Origin of the sequence: Pseudomonas sp. ok266 (genome assembly GCF_900110195.1) — a bacterium.
GTDB classification, from domain to species: domain Bacteria; phylum Pseudomonadota; class Gammaproteobacteria; order Pseudomonadales; family Pseudomonadaceae; genus Aquipseudomonas; species Aquipseudomonas neuropathica.
In genome coordinates, this window is the sequence record NZ_FOCU01000003.1 from 206,198 (window position 1) to 225,338 (window position 19,141).

Genomic DNA, 19,141 nt, shown 5'->3' on the forward strand with positions numbered 1-19,141 from the left:
TTACAAGCGCGATTTATCCGTCGGTGCTGATTCGATTTCAAACCGCTCACTGGCGACCCAGTCGGAACCCAGCGGATCGCTATCGCTTGGTTGCAGCTTGAAACGGCACCAGTTGCCACCCAACGGTAGCGCTTGGTCAGACAGGCCTTGCCAGTCAGGGTCGACCTGAATCGACGCTGCCCATGTCTTGTCCGGGTTGAACGGGTCGACCAGAACACCGACACCTTGACGGCCCGTGCCGGCAAACAGCACCGGGTTGCTGACCCAGCGTCCCGGCGCGGGTATCTCAATGGTGGGCAGATAAGTTGCCAGCTGAACCGTGCGTTTCGCGCTATCGGATTCAAACCCTTCGTAAGCCACCACAACTTCCAGCTCATGATTGCCTTCGTTTTGCCCAGGCTTCAGCGTTACCGACCACGTCCGGTTTTCCCGCACCTCGGCGCTTGCCTGGTCGCTACCCAGCGTCACGGTCACGGTGTCGCCGGGCGTCGCGAAACCCGACACCACGACCCGTCGGCCGACATGGTCATCGGCAGTCGGGGTTTCGATAAACGGAGTCGCCGGCACGACCTTGTAACGCAAACGCTCATTGGGCTGAGAGCTTTGTGGAGTGCCATTGTGGACGAAGGTTTGAAAAGCCCAGATGGTTGTGATTCCCACCGGCAAACTCACTTCGGCTTCCCAGTTGTCTGATGCGTTCACCTCAATATCCGTCAGCAATGGCTCAGTAGCGCCTTCCAGCCAGACCTCCACCCGCGCGCCAGGTCGGCCAGTGCCAGCAATCTTCGAGGTGCGCGGCGCTTTCCCGCCAGGGATCGGCGTCGTGAATCGAGGCGGCGGCACCACCACCTTGAGTTCGTGCACAGCGCTGTTGGTCGACTCTTGCCCGTTAAGTATCTGTTGCGCATGGAGGAAGTAAGGCCTCAGCTCCAGATCGCGTAGTTCGATCGACCATTTGCCCTCCTCAAGCAATTCGAGCGGAGCACCCAGCGTTCTTCCCATCTGGCTGTCATGCAATTGCATCATCGCGCCCTGCATGCCGTTATCACCTTCAATGGTGACGTCGTACCCCACTTCTGTGCCGGATACCGGCGCGACGATGAGCGGTTGCAACATGACTCTGTGGACAGTGAAGGTTTTCGATGCCGGCACTGAAGGGAGATCGACAACGATCTGGGTAACGGTGACGCGGTGGAGGACTCCAGGTTCAAATGCTTTGGTTCGCTGAAATGCCCAGCGCTCACCCTCCACATCCGCTTCGTACTCCAAGCCGTCGTCGCTGAACCGGAGCTTTACCACCGCTCCAGACCAACAAGTGCCACTGAATATCGGCTCCAGCCCTTCCCCGGAAGGATCATCCAGGCCTGGCGCCAGCGGTGGAATCGTGACGTGCAAGCTGAAAGGACGTTGCGAGGAATGGTCTCCCAGATGCTGTGTAATGCGCACTTCCCGCTTGTTGGTTGGCCCCCACTTCACCAATGCCTGGGTGGACCATTTTCCGTTCTCGACCACTACACTTCGTGCAGCCTCGGTTGTATCGGGAAACCTGAGCGAGACGGTGGCGCCTGTGTAACCTTTGCCGCTGAAGACGGGTAGATACTCCTCGGTGTAGCTCGCCTCGGTGATATCCGGCATGTCGTTGTGGACTTTGAACTCGAGAGGCTGCGATTCGATCCAGCCATTGGCGTTGTCGGCGATCTTTTGAATCACCGTCACATCATAGCTGCCCAGAGGCCAGACAACGGGGGCTGTTTCCCACTGGCCTTGGGCATTGACGCGGACGTTGGGAGGCAAAGGCAGCGAGCCGTTGCTGGCAGAGAACTGGATTTCGGTACGCAGGTTCTTGTCGTAATGACCGATACCGGAGAACTTCAAGCTTGTATCAGGAAGAAAGGTGACATCAGGCTCTGCCAGTTTGGGAGGCCGGATCCGGAAATCTCGAGGCGCGCTGCGAGGTGAAGGGACATTGTCCAGAGTTTGTATCGCTACGAGTGAAGCGGGTCCAGGCTGGACATTTACCGGCACTCTCCAGGTCCCAGCCGAAACCGCGGCCTCCCCCACGTGCTCTGATCCCAAATCCATGTAAACAGCCAGGGTGGCACCCTGGATGGCCAAATCACCTGAAAGGTCAAACGATTGAGACTGTAGCGTACCCGCCGCCGGATCTAAAATAACGGGCGAAAGGTTAACCGTGAGATCGACAGGGTTAGAAAGCAATGTCGATTTGTCGAACGTTTGTTCTGCGACCAGTATGAAACTTCCCCATGAGAGCGCTTTGGTCAGCTCTATTTTCCAGTGACCGTCAAACTCTACAATTCCTGAACCATAGCTATCCAGGGGGGTTCCTCGCCGGTAGAGGTTGATACTTGCATAGACTTTACCAGTGCCGGAAACAATCGGTTTTGCCTCACCGATCACTGCACCGCTTACTGGAGATATTATTCGCGGCTCCTCGATTACCGTTAAATTCCATTCCGTGGATTTGGAAGTTTTACCACCGAAAGTCTGTGTCGCATGCAAACTGTGTCTGCCGAGGGGAAGGTTCTCCACTTCGGCAGACCAGGTCCCGTCAAGGTTTGGCGTGCCTTTGAAAGACTTGTCGCCTGTCGTCACCTCAATTACGGGATTATCCCAGGCTCCGGTGCCAGAGATAATTATTGATGAAGAAACAAAACTATTTTGAGGCGGCCAGATAATTACCAAAGGCTTGATGATGCGGAACTGCCCTGAGAAGCCCCAGTCCGATCCCACCATTCCCCCTACGTAACGCGTATGTATTTCCAGACGGTCACTATGTTTTATTTCAGGAATAATGACGTCGTACCATTGCTCGTTCCAGTTTGAGCCTGGATCCATTTCGTACCAATGGTTGCCATTAAGCTTGAAGTGGACTTCACGCTTTGTCAGGTTGTTCGGTATTGTGTTGACCCGAATAGTCAGGGGGAACTGTTGAAGAGTTCCGCTAACATTGGGAGAAAAAGTAGGCGCTGCCCAGCCAAGGGGAAGTTCTGAATCATCCGTCACTGTTCTTTCTCCCGCATTCGCGAATTAAAAACCGACTCCAGAATCAGCGCTCCTGCAAATACCTGTCACCTGTCAAACCTGACAGTCCCGACCAACGGTAACCCTAGTCGACAAGGCGCTTAGAGGCGTCGGGCTTGGTAATGGCTGCAAGGCGCGAGATGGCCGAAAAAAAGCAAAACACAGCATCTGGGGATGGCGATTGCCAGTTGAGTGAGGTGGGCATGTGGCTAGCCGAAAAGGCTGAATAACGAACGGGTGTATGACCCAGCTTGACCGAGCAACTCGTGTTCCAGAGGAGACGCTTTCGCGGGCAAGCCCGCTCCCACAAGATCTGTTACACACCACAAATCGAAGGTAGGCGCGACCTGCTCGCGAAGCTTTTAGCGGGTTTGAATCAGGCCGAAGCCGGCAACGGCTGAAAACTGAAATAACGCTGCAAGGCCTGCACCAGCTGCCCAAATTCCGGCGGGGCGCGTTGCAGGACGAAGCCGGCGTCGTAGTGCAGCGGCGTGGCGTCCTCATGGCACCACACGCAGCACGCGGTGAAGTCGATCACCTGTTGGCAGCCATCGCTGGCGGGGATTTTCAGGCGTAACTGAAAGTCCACGCCGACCATCATGGGCAATTGGCTGATGAGCATCAGCCCGTCTTCGGAGAGGTTGCCGAGAAAACCGATGGGCTTGTCGGTGACGCTGTTGAACACTCTGAGGAAATACGGCAACTGATGCCGTTCAATCCGTTCGGTAAACATGCGCAGTTCGCCATGCAAGGCTCCGTCACAGAGCCGCACCTTGCTTCGGAACGTGCCTGCATCGCAGGCTCGCTCTCCCCGCTTCCGGTGTGACGGTCGCTACGTCGCCGTCACCTTACAACTGCCAGTCGCAGGTGTTGCTCCGGATTCAGAACGCGGTGCCGAATCCGGGTTATTCGACTATAGCTCAGCTTGTACACACGGCCAGATTTTGTATGACAACTGTCATCAGAAACGGGTCGGGCGCACCACGGCAGCGGCACTGCGCGTCGGGTAATGGCCCAGGCTCTGCAAGGTTTCCAGACGGGCACGGGCGCGATAGGCGTATTCGCTGTTCGGGTACGAGGCGATGATGAACTGATAGGTCTGTGCCGCGTCGACAAACATTTTCTGCCGTTCCAGGCACTGGCCGCGCATCATCGACACTTCCGGCCACACGTACGGGCGGGCACGGCTGGCGCGTTCGACCTTGGACAGTTCGAGCATGACCTGCTCGCAGTTGCCACGATCGTAGGCGCTGTAGGCGTTGTTCAAATGGTGGTTCATCGACCAACGGGTGCAGCCCGAAACGGCGAGGACGCTGAGGGCAAGGGCGGCAATGGGCAACAATCGCATGGGGGTTCTCCTGTCTTGTGCTCTTTATCGACCCGCGACTGGAAATCTTCAATGCCGCCTTGCACGCTGCAGCGAATCGAGTCGTCAGGAGTCAACGGCATCGTTGTGCGGCGCGGACAGCTCGGACGCGAGATGGATTGTGACGACGGGTGAACGTGGCGAGACTTCGCCGTCGGGTGCAACCTCGACAACGTAGAATCCGAACTGCCGCAGGTCTATCAAACTCGACCAGTTGTTACCAGGGCCAACATCTTGACTGAAAAGCGGACTCAAAGAATCCTTGGTGCTGTAAGCGCGCACGGTACTGCCAGGAGTAGCGGTCCCCTTCACGACAAACCTTGCACCTGGTCTATCCCCATTTTGCGGTGAAGTAATCACTGGTGGCTCGAGTGCTTCAGATGCGTCTTTTTTTACGGTCATGTCGGCAGCCTCTTCACCTCGCCAACCATTGGCGAGATGCGATTTTTTATACCGACAGGAAAACCGGGTGACACCTGTAAGAAATACCAGTTCCGATGAACGGTGTATTGCCTGGAACGTCGAATTGAAAAACGCTGCGTTCAATAAAGAAAACGATAAGTAGTGCAAACGAACAATGACTACACCCTTCGAGCATAGTAGCCTTCGCTAGCGCTTGAACTCAGGAGTCTTTGCATGTCCGTCCGTCGTACCAAAATCGTCGCTACCCTTGGCCCGGCCAGTAACTCGCCGGAAGTTCTCGAACAGCTGATTCTGGCTGGTCTGGACGTTGCCCGTCTGAACTTCTCCCACGGCACCCCCGACGAGCACAAGGCTCGCGCGAAGCTGGTGCGTGACCTCGCCGCCAAGCACGGCCGTTTTGTCGCCCTGCTCGGCGACCTGCAAGGCCCGAAAATCCGTATCGCCAAATTCGCCAACAAGAAGATCGAGCTGAAGATCGGTGACAAGTTCACCTTCTCCACCAGCCATCCGTTGACCGAAGGCAACCAGCAAGTGGTCGGCATCGACTACCCGGATCTGGTCAAGGACTGCGGCGTGGGCGACGAGCTGCTGCTCGACGACGGCCGCGTGGTAATGCGCGTGGATACCGCCACCGCAACAGAATTGCATTGCACCGTGACCATCGGCGGCCCGCTGTCCGACCACAAAGGCATCAACCGTCGCGGTGGCGGTCTGACCGCGCCGGCCCTGACTGAAAAAGACAAGGCCGACATCAAGCTCGCTGCAGAAATGGAAGTCGACTACCTCGCGGTGTCCTTCCCGCGTGACGCTGCCGACATGGAATACGCCCGTCAACTGCGCGACGAAGCCGGCGGCACTGCCTGGCTGGTGGCGAAGATCGAACGCGCTGAAGCCGTAGCGGACGACGAAACCCTCGACGGCCTGATCAAGGCATCCGACGCGGTGATGGTTGCCCGTGGTGACCTCGGTGTGGAAATCGGCGACGCCGAACTGGTCGGCATTCAGAAGAAAATCATTCTGCACGCACGCCGACACAACAAGGCAGTGATCGTCGCGACCCAGATGATGGAGTCGATGATCCAGAATCCGATGCCGACCCGCGCCGAAGTGTCCGACGTAGCCAACGCCGTACTCGACTACACCGACGCCGTGATGCTGTCCGCCGAATCCGCCGCTGGTCTGTACCCGCTGGAAGCCGTGCAGGCAATGGCGCGCATCTGCGTCGGCGCCGAGAAGCACCCGACCGGCAAGACCTCCAGCCACCGTATCGGCAAGGAATTCAGCCGTTGCGACGAAAGCATCGCGCTGGCGACCATGTACACCGCCAACCACTTCCCGGGCGTCAAAGCGATCATCGCTCTGACCGAAAGTGGCTTCACTCCGCTGATCATGTCGCGTATCCGCTCCTCGGTGCCGATCTACGCCTTCACCCCGCACCGCGAAGCCCAGGCCCGCGCGGCAATGTTCCGTGGCGTGTACACCATTCCGTTCGATCCGGCTTCGCTGGAACCGCACGAAGTCAGCCAGAAGGCCATCGACGAGCTGACCAAACGCGGCGTTGTGGAAAAAGGCGACTGGGTCATCCTGACCAAGGGCGACAGCTACCACACCACCGGCGGCACCAACGGCATGAAGATCCTGCACGTGGGCGACCCGCAGGTCTGAGTGACGCGCTGAAAAACAAGAGCCCCGGCATGTGAGTGCCGGGGCTTTTTGTTTTCTGCTCTGGAAAATGTGCCGATTGATCCGGCCTCTTCGCGAGCAAGCTCGCTCCCACAGGGAACGCATTCCAATGTGGGAGCGAGCTTGCTCGCGAAGAGGCCGGCACAGTCAGCGACAATCTCAATGTCGTTTGATAAATCCGGTCAACGCCACCATTGCTTCTGGCGAACGAAGGCGCTGGGTGAACAATGCGCCCTCCTCCTCGATCACCTTACGAATCAACTCGCGATCCGGCGCTCGCATCAATTGCTTGCTGATACGCACCGCTTCGGCCGGCAGTTCATCGAAACGCAGCGCCATTTCCCGCGCCTTGCTTAGCGCCGCAGCGCCGCTACCCAATGCTTCGGTCGCAATCCCCCACTGCGCCGCCTGTTCACCGCTGAAGCCTTCGCCCAGTAACAACAACTCTGCCGCTTTGGCCTGCCCAAGCAGACGTGGAAGGATCAGGCTGGAGCCGAACTCCGGGCACAAACCCAGGTTGACGAATGGCATACGCAACCGCGCATCGCGGGCCACATAAACCAGATCGCAGTGCAGCAACAATGTGGTGCCAATGCCCACCGCCGCGCCGGCTACAGCGGCAATCACCGGTTTGCGGCACTCAAGCAGGTTGAGCATGAAATGAAACACCGGGCTGTCGAGGTCACTCGGTGGTTGCTGGATGAAGTCAGCGATGTCGTTGCCGGCCGTGAAGCATTCGGCGCTGCCGGTAATCAGCACGGCGTTGATCGCCGGGTCGCCATCGGCCTGTTTCAGCGCCTCGGCGAGGCGACTGTACATGGCGCGGGTCAGGGCGTTTTTCTTGTCCGGGCGGTTCAAGCGCAGGGTCAGCAAACCGCGTTCGCGTTCCAGCAGGATGGCTTCGGTCATGATGTGTCTCGCGTCTGAAATATCAGCGCTCAACCACGGGACAGGAACACGTCGGCCAGCAGTTGATTGCGCGGCAATCCGGCCAGGTACAGACGCCGCGCGAAGGCGTCGACGCTGGCCGTCGAACCGCAGACTAAGGCCAGGGTTTGCCGGGAGACAAGGCGCAGTTGCGCCAAAGCGGCGGCTGACTCGGCCGCCGTCCACAGCTCGACACTGAGGTTTTCCCGCTGCGCAGCCAATGCCGCCAGGGGTTTGGCCAGATAGTGCTCGCGATCGTCATGAGCCACGTGAATGACGCGGATCAGGCCTTGGTGATCCTGGCGCAAGGCTTCGCGCAGCACGCCGAACAAAGGGCCCAGACCGGTGCCAGCGGCCAGCAGCCACACGGGGCGACTGTGCCAGTCGGGATCGTAATGCAAAGCACCGCCGCGCAGTTCGCCGAGACGGATCGGATCGCCGATCTGCAATTTTCGTGCGGCATCGCTGAATTCACCAGGCTGGCGGCAATCGAGATGGAATTCGAGAAAGCGGTCTTCTTCCGGCAGACTCGCCAGCGAATACGGCCGCGCAATGTGCCCGATCCACAACACCAGATGTTGCCCGGCGCTGTAGCGCAACGGCCGTTGCGGGGTCAGACGCAAGCGCAGGACGCTGTCGCTGAGCCAGTCCAGCGCTTCGACCACTGCCGGGCGACCATCGGTGATCGGGTCGAAGGTGTGCACCTGCAAGTCTTCGACGACCTGACACTGACACGCCAGGCGCCAGCCTTGCTGACGCTGTTCGGCGCTCAAGGCGTCCGGCCGATTGTCGGCGGGCAGGCCTTGCACGCATTGCACCAGACAGGCATGGCAACTGCCGGCGCGGCAGCTGTAAGGCACGGCGACGCCATTCTGATTGAGGGCATCGAGCAGATTGCAGCCCGCGGCCACTGACCATTGTCGTTCACCGACGCGAAGTTCAGGCATCGACGTTCTCCCACGCGGCCGCACAACGATTGCGCCCATCACGCTTGGCCCGATACAAGGCCTGATCGGCGCGCTGCAAGGCGTCGTCCAGATCATCGCCCAACGCCAACAGCGTCATGCCGGCCGACAGGCTGAGGTTGCGCACATTCAGGCCGACCAGTTCAACGTCAGTAAAGGCAATACGCAGACGTTCACAGCAAGCAGTCAGCCGTTCGGCGTCGCAATCGGGCAACAACACAACGAATTCCTCACCACCATAACGCGCCAGCACATCGCCGTCGCGCAGACACGCCTGGGCAACGCCGGCGAAGGCCTGCAACACCTGATCGCCGGCGGCATGGCCGTGCAGGTCGTTGATGCGTTTGAAATGATCGAGGTCGATCAGCGCCAGACCGTGCACGACATCGTCGTCCATTTCATTCAGCTCTCGCGTGGCCAGACGCAGGAAATGTCGACGATTGAACAACCCGGTCAATTCATCAGTGGCGACCAGATCTTCCAGTTGGCGCATCATCCCGCGCAGAGTGTCCTGATGCGCCTGCAAGGCAAACCGGCGCTGGCGCTGGCGTTGCCGCGAAACCTGGACGAAGCGCGCGTAAAGCACCAGCCACGCCAGCACCATTGCCAGAATGCACACCTGCAAAGCGGCAAGCGCCGGCTCGCGCAAGCGGAAGTTGTAACCGTCCCACAGCGTGATGGCACAGAAACTGAAGAACACCAGCAATGCGCAGCGGATGAACGCCCGTCGACTGAGATGGAACAGGCCGAACAGCAGGATCAGCACGTAGAACACCAGAAAGGCGCCGCGGGCTTCATCCAGATGGGCGATCAGCCAGGTCTGCCAGCCGAGACCGATCAACACCTGCGCTTCGGTCAGGCTGGGATCGGCAAAGCGCAGGTTGCGCCCACTCCAGAACAGTGCGAACAGCACCGACTGGCTGATCACCACCAGCGCACTGCCGACGGCCACAGAAGTCAGGGATTGCTCGTAATGCCCCGTGAAAAACGCCAGCCACAGCAGCAGCAAAGCCAATCCATAGGTGGCCGCAGCGAGGGCAAAGCGTTTGAGTAAAAGGCGTTGAATGGCGTTATGGGTCAATCGTTGACTCACCGTGCGATAAGAGGCTGACCGAGTGTCCTACTCTACAGACCGGCTGCCACTTTAGAGGCGTAGTCGATAAATGACCACCGATTTTCGGGCTCGAAATTTGACGTCAAAAGTGTGGCCTGCGTATACCGCCAAAAGCCCCTCACCCTAGCCCTCTCCCAGAGGGAGAGGGGACTGACCAAGTCGATTGTTGGCGATACGCCGACCTGAAATACCGAGCCGGACTCAGATTTGAACAGCATTAACATCGCCCCCCCTTTCCCGAGTCGAACTCAGGTTTAAACAGCATGAAGATCAGCTCCCTTTCTTGAGTCGAGCACAGGTTTGAACAGCATGAAGATCGGCTCCCTTTCCCCCTCGCCCCCCTGGGGGAGAGGGCTGGGGTGAGGGGGTAGCTCTTGAAGTGCAAACCCGCTGTCCGATATTCGCCCACCCATGCGACCAACGAATGACTGCCGGCGCGTGTACGCCCCACCGAGGCGCGTTATACTGCCGCGCCTTTTTAGCGTCGCGCCAGCAGCCCCGGCGTGCCTTGAAAGGTGCTTGCGACCGACCGATGCACCCAAGCCGCAGGCACCTTATTGAATGTTCCCGTCTTTTAGAGGAGCGCGACTCATGACCGTGATCAAGCAAGACGACCTGATTCAGAGCGTTGCCGACGCCCTGCAGTTCATTTCCTATTACCACCCCGTGGATTTCATCCAGGCGATGCACGAAGCCTACCTGCGCGAAGAATCGCCAGCGGCCCGTGACTCGATGGCGCAGATCCTGATCAACTCGCGCATGTGCGCCACCGGCCATCGCCCGATCTGCCAGGACACCGGTATCGTCACCGTGTTCGTGCGCGTCGGCATGGACGTACGTTGGGATGGCGCCACCATGGGCCTGGACGACATGATCAACGAAGGCGTACGTCGCGCCTACAACCTGCCGGAAAACGTCCTGCGTGCCTCGATCCTCGCCGACCCGGCGGGCGCTCGGAAAAACACCAAGGACAACACCCCGGCCGTGATTCACTACTCCATCGTCCCGGGCAACACCGTGGAAGTGGACGTGGCGGCCAAGGGCGGCGGTTCCGAGAACAAGTCGAAAATGGCCATGCTCAACCCGTCCGACTCGATCGTTGACTGGGTATTGAAGACCGTTCCGACCATGGGCGCCGGCTGGTGCCCACCGGGCATGCTCGGCATCGGCATCGGCGGCACCGCCGAGAAAGCTGCGGTCATGGCCAAGGAAGTGTTGATGGAATCCATCGACATCCACGAACTGAAGGCCCGTGGCCCGCAGAACCGCATTGAAGAAATGCGCCTGGAGCTGTTCGAGAAGGTTAACCAGTTGGGCATCGGCGCCCAGGGCCTCGGTGGCCTGACCACCGTGCTCGACGTGAAGATCATGGACTACCCGACCCACGCCGCCTCGCTGCCGGTGTGCATGATCCCCAACTGCGCCGCCACCCGTCACGCACACTTCGTGCTCGACGGCTCCGGCCCGGCATCGCTGGAAGCGCCACCGCTGGACGCCTACCCGGAAATCGTCTGGGAAGCCGGCCCGTCGGCTCGCCGTGTCAACCTCGACACCCTGACCCCGGAAGACGTGCAGAGCTGGAAGCCGGGCGAAACCGTCCTGCTCAACGGCAAAATGCTTACCGGTCGCGACGCCGCGCACAAGCGCATGGTCGAGATGCTCAACAAGGGTGAAACCCTGCCGGTCGATCTGAAAGGTCGCTTCATCTACTACGTCGGCCCGGTTGATCCGGTCGGTGACGAAGTGGTTGGTCCGGCGGGTCCGACCACCGCGACGCGGATGGACAAGTTCACCCGGCAGATCCTCGAGCAGACCGGCCTGTTGGGCATGATCGGTAAATCCGAGCGCGGCCCGACCGCCATCGAAGCGATCAAGGACAACAAAGCCGTGTACCTGATGGCCGTTGGCGGCGCTGCTTACCTGGTGGCTCAGGCGATCAAGAAGTCGAAAGTGCTGGCGTTTGCCGAACTGGGCATGGAAGCGATCTACGAGTTCGAGGTCAAGGACATGCCGGTCACCGTTGCGGTGGACAGCAAAGGTGAGTCGGTGCACATCACCGGCCCTGCGATCTGGCAACAGAAGATCAGCGAAAGCCTGGCGGTAGAAGTGCAGTAAGCGCTTCGCCTCCATGAAAACGGCCGGTTCATCCCATGGATGAACCGGCCGTTTTTTGTTTGTGCAAACCGAACGCGATAAAAACTCCGTCAATACATACAAAATGATCTTGCGCACCTGTCAGATCTGACAGGTTCATTTCAATGCCTTTCTTGTTAGCGTCAGCCCATTCACGCCCTCCCCGTGCGCAATGGATTCGACCATGCCTGATCAGCAAGAATTGAGCATCACCACCCCCTCCATCGCCAAAAGCGCATCGATCGCCACCATCGGCAAAAGTTGGGGCGCTGTGGGCCCGACCGGAGCCGCCTCGTTCGAGTTGCCGATTCCGACGTCTGCCGGGCGGGGCTGGGATCCTCAGTTCTCGCTGAGTTACAGCAGTCAGAGTGGCAACGGTCCATTCGGCCTTTCCTGGCACCTGGCCGGCGTGGGTCAGATCAATCGCAGAACCAACAAAGGCGTGCCACGTTATGCCGATCACGACGAGATCGTCGGCGCCGATGGCGAAGTGTGGATGCCGGAACTGGATGAAAACGGTGAAATCAAATTCCGTGAAGAAAACACCTACAACGGCGTCGCCATCGGCCCGCACAGAGTGGTGCGTTACTGGCCGCATATCGAAAGCGACTTTGCCTTGCGCGAGTGCTGGCAGCGGCAGACCCGGGAAGCCAATCCAGCGGTGTTCTGGCTGATCCATGGCGCCGACGGTTCGCTGCATCTTTACGGCAAGACCGAAGCGACACGCGTCGCCGATCCCGAGGCTCCCGGACGCATCGCCACCTGGCTGCTGTGCGAAAGCATGAACGCGCGCGGCGAACACATCTGTTTCGAATATAAGGCCGATGATCAGGATCCCGACCCGCTGCATGACTACCGCGCCCAGCGCTATCTGCGCCGCGTGTGCTACGGCAACTTCACGGCCAGCAGCAACCTGTACAGCTGGACCACGGACAATCCGACCGAACTGGACTGGCACTTTCATCTGCTGTTCGATTACGGCGAACGCAGCACGTCACTGACCGATATTCCGGCATATGACGGTGCCTCCCTCAAACCCTGGACCGTTCGCCCAGACAGCTTTTCAACCCACGGTCAGGGTTTTGAACTGGGCACTCGCAGACTCTGCCAGCAGGCATTGCTGTTTCATCATTTTCCCGAGCAATCGACTGACCAACCGAAACTGGTACGCCGCCTGCTGTTGGAATATCACCAACCGCAAAATATCGCGCAGTGGGCCTACAGCCAGATCAGCGCGGCGCACTATCAGGCATTCGATGCGAGCGGCATTGTCGAAAACACGCCGCCGGTCGAGTTCGACTATGCCCCCTTCGACATCAATAAAACCCCGGCGCGCTTCTTCGAACCCGATGTCCAGCCGAATATCGAGGACGGTGGTTTTTACCAGTGTGTGGATCTTTATGGCGAAGGTGTGCCGGGTTTCCTCTGCCGTTATGACCAGGCCTGGTACTACCGCGAACCATTGCGTGCGACCAAGGGCACCGATGAAATCGGCTATGGGCCATGGACCGCACTGGAAAAGATTCCGCTCGCCGATCGCAACCGTCCGGTACAGCAACTGCTGACCGATCTGACCGGTGACGGTCGGCTCGACTGGGTCACCGCGCAACCGGGTATCAGTGGTTTTCGCACCCTGACAGAACAACGCGAGTTTGCCGACTTCGTCCCCTTCGGCAAATTCCCACCAGAGTTTTTCAACACTCTCTCGACACTTGGCGACTTGAGCGGTGACGGCTTGAGTAGCCTGGCGTTGATCGGGCCCAGCTCCGTGCGGTTGTATGCCAACGAGCGCGAACAAGGCTTCGCCGCGCCTGAAGAGGTGCTTCACCAACCCGACGACGACCGCTTGCCACTGTTCAGCAATTCGCGCACAGAACTGGTGCTGTTGGGCAACCTGCTGGGCAGCGATATGCCCGAGTTGTGCCGGATACGCCATGACGAAATCCGCTGCTGGCCGAACCTGGGCCACGGCCGGTTTGGCAAGGGTCGCAAGATCAGCGAGTTGCCTTTCAGCTACGAGCAATTCGATTCATCCCGCGTACGTCTGGCCGATCTCGACGGTTCCGGTGCCGCATCGCTGATTTATCTGATGTCAGAGTCCTTCGAGATCTACCTGAATCGCGGCGGCAATGGTCTGGAGCAAATACCGATCAGCGTGCCGTGGCCCGAAGGCGTGCGCTACGATCGCCTCTGTCAGGTGAGTTTCGCCGATCTGCAAGGCCTGGGCTGCGCCAGTCTGATCCTGACGGTGACGCACATGCAGCCGCAGCATTGGCGCTACGATTTCGTTTCGGCCAAGCCGTATCTGTTGACCAGCAGTAACAACAACATGGGTTGCAGTGCCAGCGTGGTCTACCGCAGCTCGGCGCAGGAATGGCTGGATGAAAAACGCCGCTTGCCAAGCCTTAGACGCTTTCCGGCTTGCCATCTGCCGTTCCCGGTGGCGGTGGTCAAAAAACAGCAGCAACTGGATGAAATCACCGGCAACTGCCTGACGCAGCGCTTCACCTGGTGCGAGGGTTTTTACGACCGCGTTGAGCGCGAGTTCCGCGGTTTCGGCTTGCTGCAGCAAACCGACAGTGAGAGCGCCAGCAACGATGAGGGAGAAGGCTTCAGCGAGCCGATGCGGGTCTTCACCTGGTTTCATACCGGGCAATCGATGGACCGGTCGCGTGACGACTATTTCAATCACGACGCACATTCGGTGCCACTGGGCGATACGCTGTTCAGTCGATATCACGAGGCGGACGATTGCGAGGAACAGCTGGATTCTTCTGACGCCGACACTCGCTACCAGATCTGCCGAGCACTGGTCGGCTCGGTCACGCGCATCGAGACCTATGCCGATACTGGTGAGGATGTTCCGCGGATCACCACGCCTTATACGGTCGAAGAAATGCGTTATCGGGTGCGTCTAGTGCGCGAGCAAGGCGCCTATGCCGCCGCAGTCTTGCTGCCGCTGGTGGTGGAAAGGATCAGCTACCAGTACGACGGTTTCGTCGATGACCCCATGTGTCGCAACGATGTGGTCCTGCGCTACAACACTTACGGCCAACCGACGCATTCAATCTCAGTGAGCTACGCCCGGCGGCTCACCGAAACCGATACGCCACCGTTCGACGATCTTGATCAACGGCAGTGGTGGTGCGACGCCCATGACCCGGCACAACGGTCGTTCTACCTCAATGAAAGCCGTTCTGTGTTCATCGATCTGGACAAGGATCCGCAGCATTGGCGTCTTGGTTTGCCCTATCAACAGCGTGGCAATGCATTGGTCTTGTCGTCCAATGGCACACTTCCCACCGGGCTTACACCTGCGCAGGTGTCCTATGAATGCCTGATGGAACATGAGGATTCGGCGTACTGGAATACCGAACGGGTGCTGACCACACAGTCCGTGCAGCGTTACGTGAGTACCGATGGCAAGCTGCTGGACGATGGCATTGCCGGATTCGAGGCATTGACCGGCCCCATGGAAGTGGCCCAACTGGACAAGACCGCGCTGGACGCTTACAGCGTTTTAGCGGATTTTGACGTACGCGGCGAACTGGAAAAGATCGGTTACCTGCCGATGCCTTTTCTGTTCTGGGAGGACTCCTCGGGCAGCGCCGAGCACAATCTGTGGTCGGCAAATTACAACTGCGCCGAATACGCCGGCCTCGACGGTTTCTACAAGGTGCGCCGCTATCGCGAAACCCTCAGCCATGGCTTCACTCACGCCGTATACGACGCGTATGCGCTGGCTGTCACCCTCGTGGAACTGCCGGATGGCTGTACCACCAGCATCGACTACGACTACCACGCGCTGCAACCGCTGAAAATTATCGATGCCAACCTGAACACTCATCAGGCGTTGTATGAACCCTCCAATCAGCCCTTGGCCACCAGTTTTTTTGGCTCCGAGAACAACAGGGAAGCGGGTTTCAGGCCACTGAGCGAATACAGACTTCCGGAGGACCGGAGCCCGGCTACGGCAATTGCCAACCCGACCGATGCCGTGCAAAAAGCCGCGAGTACCCTGCGCAAGGATCTGTTCAGCTGGATGGGGCAGATGGCCAACGACACCCGCGCCGCCCTGGCATGGATCGCTCAGGGTTATCTGCTGCCCAGCGGCCACATCAGGGCCAGTACACGCCGCCAACTGACCCGGCGCAGCGGTGCCTTGACGCCTGATGAACAGGCGCTGCAAGACGCCATCGCAACAGTGCATCGCGAACCGGTGCACAGCGTGATCCTCAGTGCCGACCGTTACCCCGACGATCCGCTGGCGCAGATCCAGATCACCAAAGCCTGCGTCGACGGTTTTGGCCGGGCTCTGCAAACTCAGCAATTGGTCGACCCGGGCAAGGCGTATGCCGTGGACGACGACGGCTCGCTGATTATCGAGGATGGTCAGATCAAAGTGGTCGATGCCAACCCGCGCTGGCGCATCAGCGAGCGGGTCGAATACAACAACAAAGGCTTGCCCGTTCGTCAGTACCGCGCGTTTTTCGCCAACACCTATACCTACGTCAACGATCAGTCCCTGCGCACACTGAGTCATCACGATCAGCTTAGCTATGACGTCAAGAGCCGGCAGGTCGGAATGGTCAATGCCAAGGGCGACTTTTCCCGAGAGACGTACCACCCTTGGTATCACACCAGCGAAGACTTCAACGACACCGCCGAGCCGTCATCGCCAACCAAGGCATCGCAGCCATGATTGCCAACGTGCATCGCCGTACACCTGCGCTGGCGGTAAGCGATGCGCGTGGTTTGCCAGTGCGGCAGGTCGGGTACTTGCGCAGTGTGACGGCCGACAGCCCCGTAGCGCTGGTAACCCGTCAGCAGCATGACTACGCCGGCCGTCTGAACGAGCAATGGGATTCGCGCTTGTCGGCACCCTGCCTGACCACGGTTTACAGGCTGGACGGCACGGTATTGAAATCCGACAGCGTCGACGCCGGCTGGCGCCTGACTCTGCCGGGTCTGGCCGGCGAGCCATTGCAACGCTGGGATCAGCGCGACAACCATTGGCGCACGAGCTTCGATGAGCAGCTGCGGGTGGTCGCGGTCGAGGAAAATGGCCAACCCGATGTCGATGTTTTCATTTACGCCGATGCCTCGGCCGAAGCCGGGTACAACCGTCGCGGCCAGTTGCAGGAACAGAAAGACCGTTCCGGTTCGTTGCTCACGGACAGCTTTTCCCTGACCAGCCAGCCGCTGAGCGAAACCCGCACGTTCCACGACGGCGAGCCGTTCACCACTCACCATGAGTTCAGCCCGCTCGGCGCGCTGCTCGAGCAGACCGACGCCGGCGGCCATCGGCGACGCTCGCGCTACGGCCTGGCCGGGCACCTTCGGCAGGTACAACTGTTGATCAGCGGCCAGAGCCAATGGCAGCCCGTGTTGCTTGATGCGCAGTACAACGCCGCCGACCAGATCATCGAGCAGCAGGCCGGTAATCTTGTCCTCTGTCGCTGGACGTACGACCCTGCAGACAGTCGTCTGCACACTCAGTCCAGTCGCAAAGACACCGGAGCTGTGCTACAGAACCTCGAATATTTCTACGATCCCGTCGGCAATATCACCCGCATCGAAGACCACGCCTTTCAACCACGTTACTTCGCCAATCAGTTGATCGATGGCCACCGCGACTTTACCTACGACTCGCTCTATCGGTTGACAAGCGCCACCGGCTACGACGACGCCCCGCCGCCGGACATTCCCGGCCTGCCGCAACCGGGCGACCCGAACAATCGCCTCAACTACACCCAGACCTATCGGTACGACAACGGTGGCAACCTGATCGAACTGTGTCACGTACGCGCCGGCAACAACTCGACCCGGCAAATGTTCATCGATCTGGAGAGCAATCGCGGGGTACGCTGGAAAACCGGCGACGAGCCGCCGGATTTCGACACTTTGTTCGATCGCCATGGCAATCAACTGACCGTGCAACCGGGCCAACCGCTGCTCTGGAATGCCCGCGATGAGCTGGAAAGCGTGATCCTGGTCCAGCGCGATGGCGGTTCCAATGATGCCGAGTACTACCGTTACAGCCAGGGTATGCGCGTGTTCAAACGTCACGAAACCTTCGCTGCCAACGCCGAACATTTCCACCAGGTGCGCTATCTGCCCGGGCTTGAAATCCGCACCCGCGACAACGGTGAAGAACTGCACGTCATCACGCTCGGCAACGCCCGCTGCCTGCATTGGGCAGCGAAAAAAATCGATGAAATCGCCAATGACCAAATGCGTTACAACCTCGAAGATCATCTCGGTTCCAGCGTGATGGAACTGGATCAAGACGCCGTCATGATCAGCCAGGAAGGCTATTACCCCTTTGGCGAAACCGCGTGGATGGCACCGAACTCGGAAACCACGTACCGCTTCATCCGCTATTCGGGCAAGGAAATGGACGTCAGTGGCTTGTATTACTACGGCGCGCGGTATTACGCGCCGTGGCTGCAACGCTGGATCAGCACCGACGCAGAACAGGCGGATGGTCTGAATTTATATGCATTCGTGGGGAATAACCCGATCCGTTTTATCGATCCGGACGGTAACACGCGGGCAGAAAGCGTGATCATGCTGGATTCGGCGTTTGCTTCTGCCGTAGAGGGGCACTCCGAGGAATTACTATGGCAACTACACAACATCATTAATCAAAATGTCGCACTAAACATGGCGGTGAATCTGGTGGGAGAAACCGTCAGAGGTATTATCGGTTATGAAGGTGGATCTTTGGGCGGCGCCCAATTTGACACCATGTTTCCAGCGCTCGAGGTGCAACCGAACGTGTTGAAACCTTCATCGTTGGTCGGTGGCAACATCGGGGGTGATGTCGCCGGGGCCATTCTTGAGCCAGTGGCAAACCATGTCAGACTGCAAGTCGGGCCTTTGATCCCGCAGACCTCGCAAATGTCCGTCAGCGCGATTGATCAAAGCCTGGGGATCGAGGCCCCCGTCAAGGAAATCAACTCATGGAACGACTTCAAGAGCGAAGTGCTGCATCCGGCACTCAATTCGTTAGTCAACCCATTATTTATAATGAACAGAGTATTCGGGTCAGTGGTGGGGATTATTCCCGGCGCGCTTAATATGGGAAGTCGGGCGCAGGAAGCACAAGACATCAAGAACCGGCTTGACCCGGTAAAAATTGAAAAGATCGAAAAAATGCTCAGCGACTGGAAAGCGGCCATCGAACAACGGTCTGCATGGGCGGAAAACGCTTTTGACGCATTGGGCGTTAACAGTGTTTCGCCTGCCAATGTGCTCCCGAATGTCAATGGCAATACTTCCAGCGAAACGCTGGCCGTCATTACGCGTTCTGGCTTGCAACAGAAAAACCGAGCCGTACTCGCCAACATCGCACAGGCTCAGGCCGGACTTGCGCGATACAAAGAGATGGGGACCACTGACAATCTGTACATAGCAAGACAACGGCATCTGGCATCAAAAAAGCCGGGGAACAACTTGCTCACCAAGTTTAAAAACGGTCACTGA

At 58.7% G+C, this 19,141-nt stretch carries 11 protein-coding genes; 4 read left to right on the forward strand and 7 right to left on the reverse strand.

Annotated elements, in window-relative coordinates:
* The 4 genes from BMY54_RS06725 to BMY54_RS29870 form a co-directional block, all read right to left on the reverse strand.
* Complete coding sequence (locus BMY54_RS06725; protein ID WP_256573822.1) at positions 1-3,024, reverse strand: hypothetical protein; 3,024 nt, start codon at positions 3,022-3,024, stop codon at positions 1-3.
* A 394-nt stretch (positions 3,025-3,418) separates the two neighbouring features.
* Positions 3,419-3,775, reverse strand: coding sequence for a PilZ domain-containing protein (locus tag BMY54_RS06730; RefSeq protein ID WP_093430706.1), 357 nt, complete (start codon positions 3,773-3,775; stop codon positions 3,419-3,421).
* 228 nt (positions 3,776-4,003) lie between these two features.
* Positions 4,004-4,390, reverse strand: coding sequence for a tetratricopeptide repeat protein (locus BMY54_RS06735; protein ID WP_093430516.1), 387 nt, complete (start codon positions 4,388-4,390; stop codon positions 4,004-4,006).
* Between the two features lie 84 nt (positions 4,391-4,474).
* Positions 4,475-4,954, reverse strand: a complete 480-nt coding sequence (locus tag BMY54_RS29870; protein WP_139213384.1) for a hypothetical protein — start codon at positions 4,952-4,954, stop codon at positions 4,475-4,477.
* A gap of 90 nt (positions 4,955-5,044) precedes the next feature.
* On the opposite strand from BMY54_RS29870, the gene pyk reads away from it, so the two are divergent.
* Positions 5,045-6,496 carry a pyruvate kinase gene (gene pyk / locus BMY54_RS06740; RefSeq protein ID WP_093430517.1) on the forward strand — a complete coding sequence of 484 codons (1,452 nt, stop codon included), beginning with the start codon at positions 5,045-5,047 and terminating at the stop codon, positions 6,494-6,496.
* A gap of 177 nt (positions 6,497-6,673) precedes the next feature.
* Here pyk and BMY54_RS06745 read toward each other — a convergent pair whose 3' ends face one another.
* The 3 genes from BMY54_RS06745 to BMY54_RS06755 are packed head-to-tail and all read right to left on the reverse strand — an operon-like array spanning position 6,674 to position 9,487.
* Complete coding sequence (locus tag BMY54_RS06745) at positions 6,674-7,423, reverse strand: enoyl-CoA hydratase-related protein (protein ID WP_093430518.1); 750 nt, start codon at positions 7,421-7,423, stop codon at positions 6,674-6,676.
* Between the two features lie 29 nt (positions 7,424-7,452).
* The gene (locus BMY54_RS06750) at positions 7,453-8,388 is read right to left on the reverse strand and encodes an iron-sulfur-binding ferredoxin reductase (protein WP_093430519.1); all 936 of its coding nucleotides are present in this window, start codon (positions 8,386-8,388) and stop codon (positions 7,453-7,455) included.
* Positions 8,381-9,487 (reverse strand): GGDEF domain-containing protein, encoded by a 1,107-nt coding sequence (locus BMY54_RS06755; RefSeq protein WP_093430520.1) that lies wholly within the window; start codon positions 9,485-9,487, stop codon positions 8,381-8,383. Before BMY54_RS06755 ends, BMY54_RS06750 begins: the two co-directional genes overlap by 8 nt.
* 624 nt (positions 9,488-10,111) lie before the next feature.
* Between BMY54_RS06755 and BMY54_RS06765 the strand changes: the two genes are divergently transcribed.
* From BMY54_RS06765 to BMY54_RS06775, 3 genes are all read left to right on the forward strand, one after another.
* Positions 10,112-11,635, forward strand: a complete 1,524-nt coding sequence (locus tag BMY54_RS06765; protein ID WP_007916251.1) for a fumarate hydratase — start codon at positions 10,112-10,114, stop codon at positions 11,633-11,635.
* A gap of 202 nt (positions 11,636-11,837) precedes the next feature.
* The gene (locus BMY54_RS06770) at positions 11,838-16,355 is read left to right on the forward strand and encodes a SpvB/TcaC N-terminal domain-containing protein (RefSeq protein ID WP_093430522.1); all 4,518 of its coding nucleotides are present in this window, start codon (positions 11,838-11,840) and stop codon (positions 16,353-16,355) included.
* Positions 16,352-19,141 (forward strand): RHS repeat-associated core domain-containing protein, encoded by a 2,790-nt coding sequence (locus tag BMY54_RS06775; RefSeq protein WP_175559561.1) that lies wholly within the window; start codon positions 16,352-16,354, stop codon positions 19,139-19,141. The genes BMY54_RS06770 and BMY54_RS06775 overlap by 4 nt, the downstream gene beginning before the upstream one ends.

Excerpts from the sequence above, each read along its gene's own strand:
- BMY54_RS06730 (WP_093430706.1), bottom strand. The coding sequence starts at position 3,775 with ATGTTTACCGAACGGATTGAACGGCATCAGTTGCCGTATTTCCTCAGA.
- BMY54_RS06735 (WP_093430516.1), bottom strand. The coding sequence starts at position 4,390 with ATGCGATTGTTGCCCATTGCCGCCCTTGCCCTCAGCGTCCTCGCCGTT.
- pyk (WP_093430517.1), top strand. The coding sequence starts at position 5,045 with ATGTCCGTCCGTCGTACCAAAATCGTCGCTACCCTTGGCCCGGCCAGT.
- BMY54_RS06745 (WP_093430518.1), bottom strand. The coding sequence starts at position 7,423 with ATGACCGAAGCCATCCTGCTGGAACGCGAACGCGGTTTGCTGACCCTG.
- BMY54_RS06750 (WP_093430519.1), bottom strand. The coding sequence starts at position 8,388 with ATGCCTGAACTTCGCGTCGGTGAACGACAATGGTCAGTGGCCGCGGGC.
- BMY54_RS06765 (WP_007916251.1), top strand. The coding sequence starts at position 10,112 with ATGACCGTGATCAAGCAAGACGACCTGATTCAGAGCGTTGCCGACGCC.
- BMY54_RS06770 (WP_093430522.1), top strand. The coding sequence starts at position 11,838 with ATGCCTGATCAGCAAGAATTGAGCATCACCACCCCCTCCATCGCCAAA.
- BMY54_RS06775 (WP_175559561.1), top strand. The coding sequence starts at position 16,352 with ATGATTGCCAACGTGCATCGCCGTACACCTGCGCTGGCGGTAAGCGAT.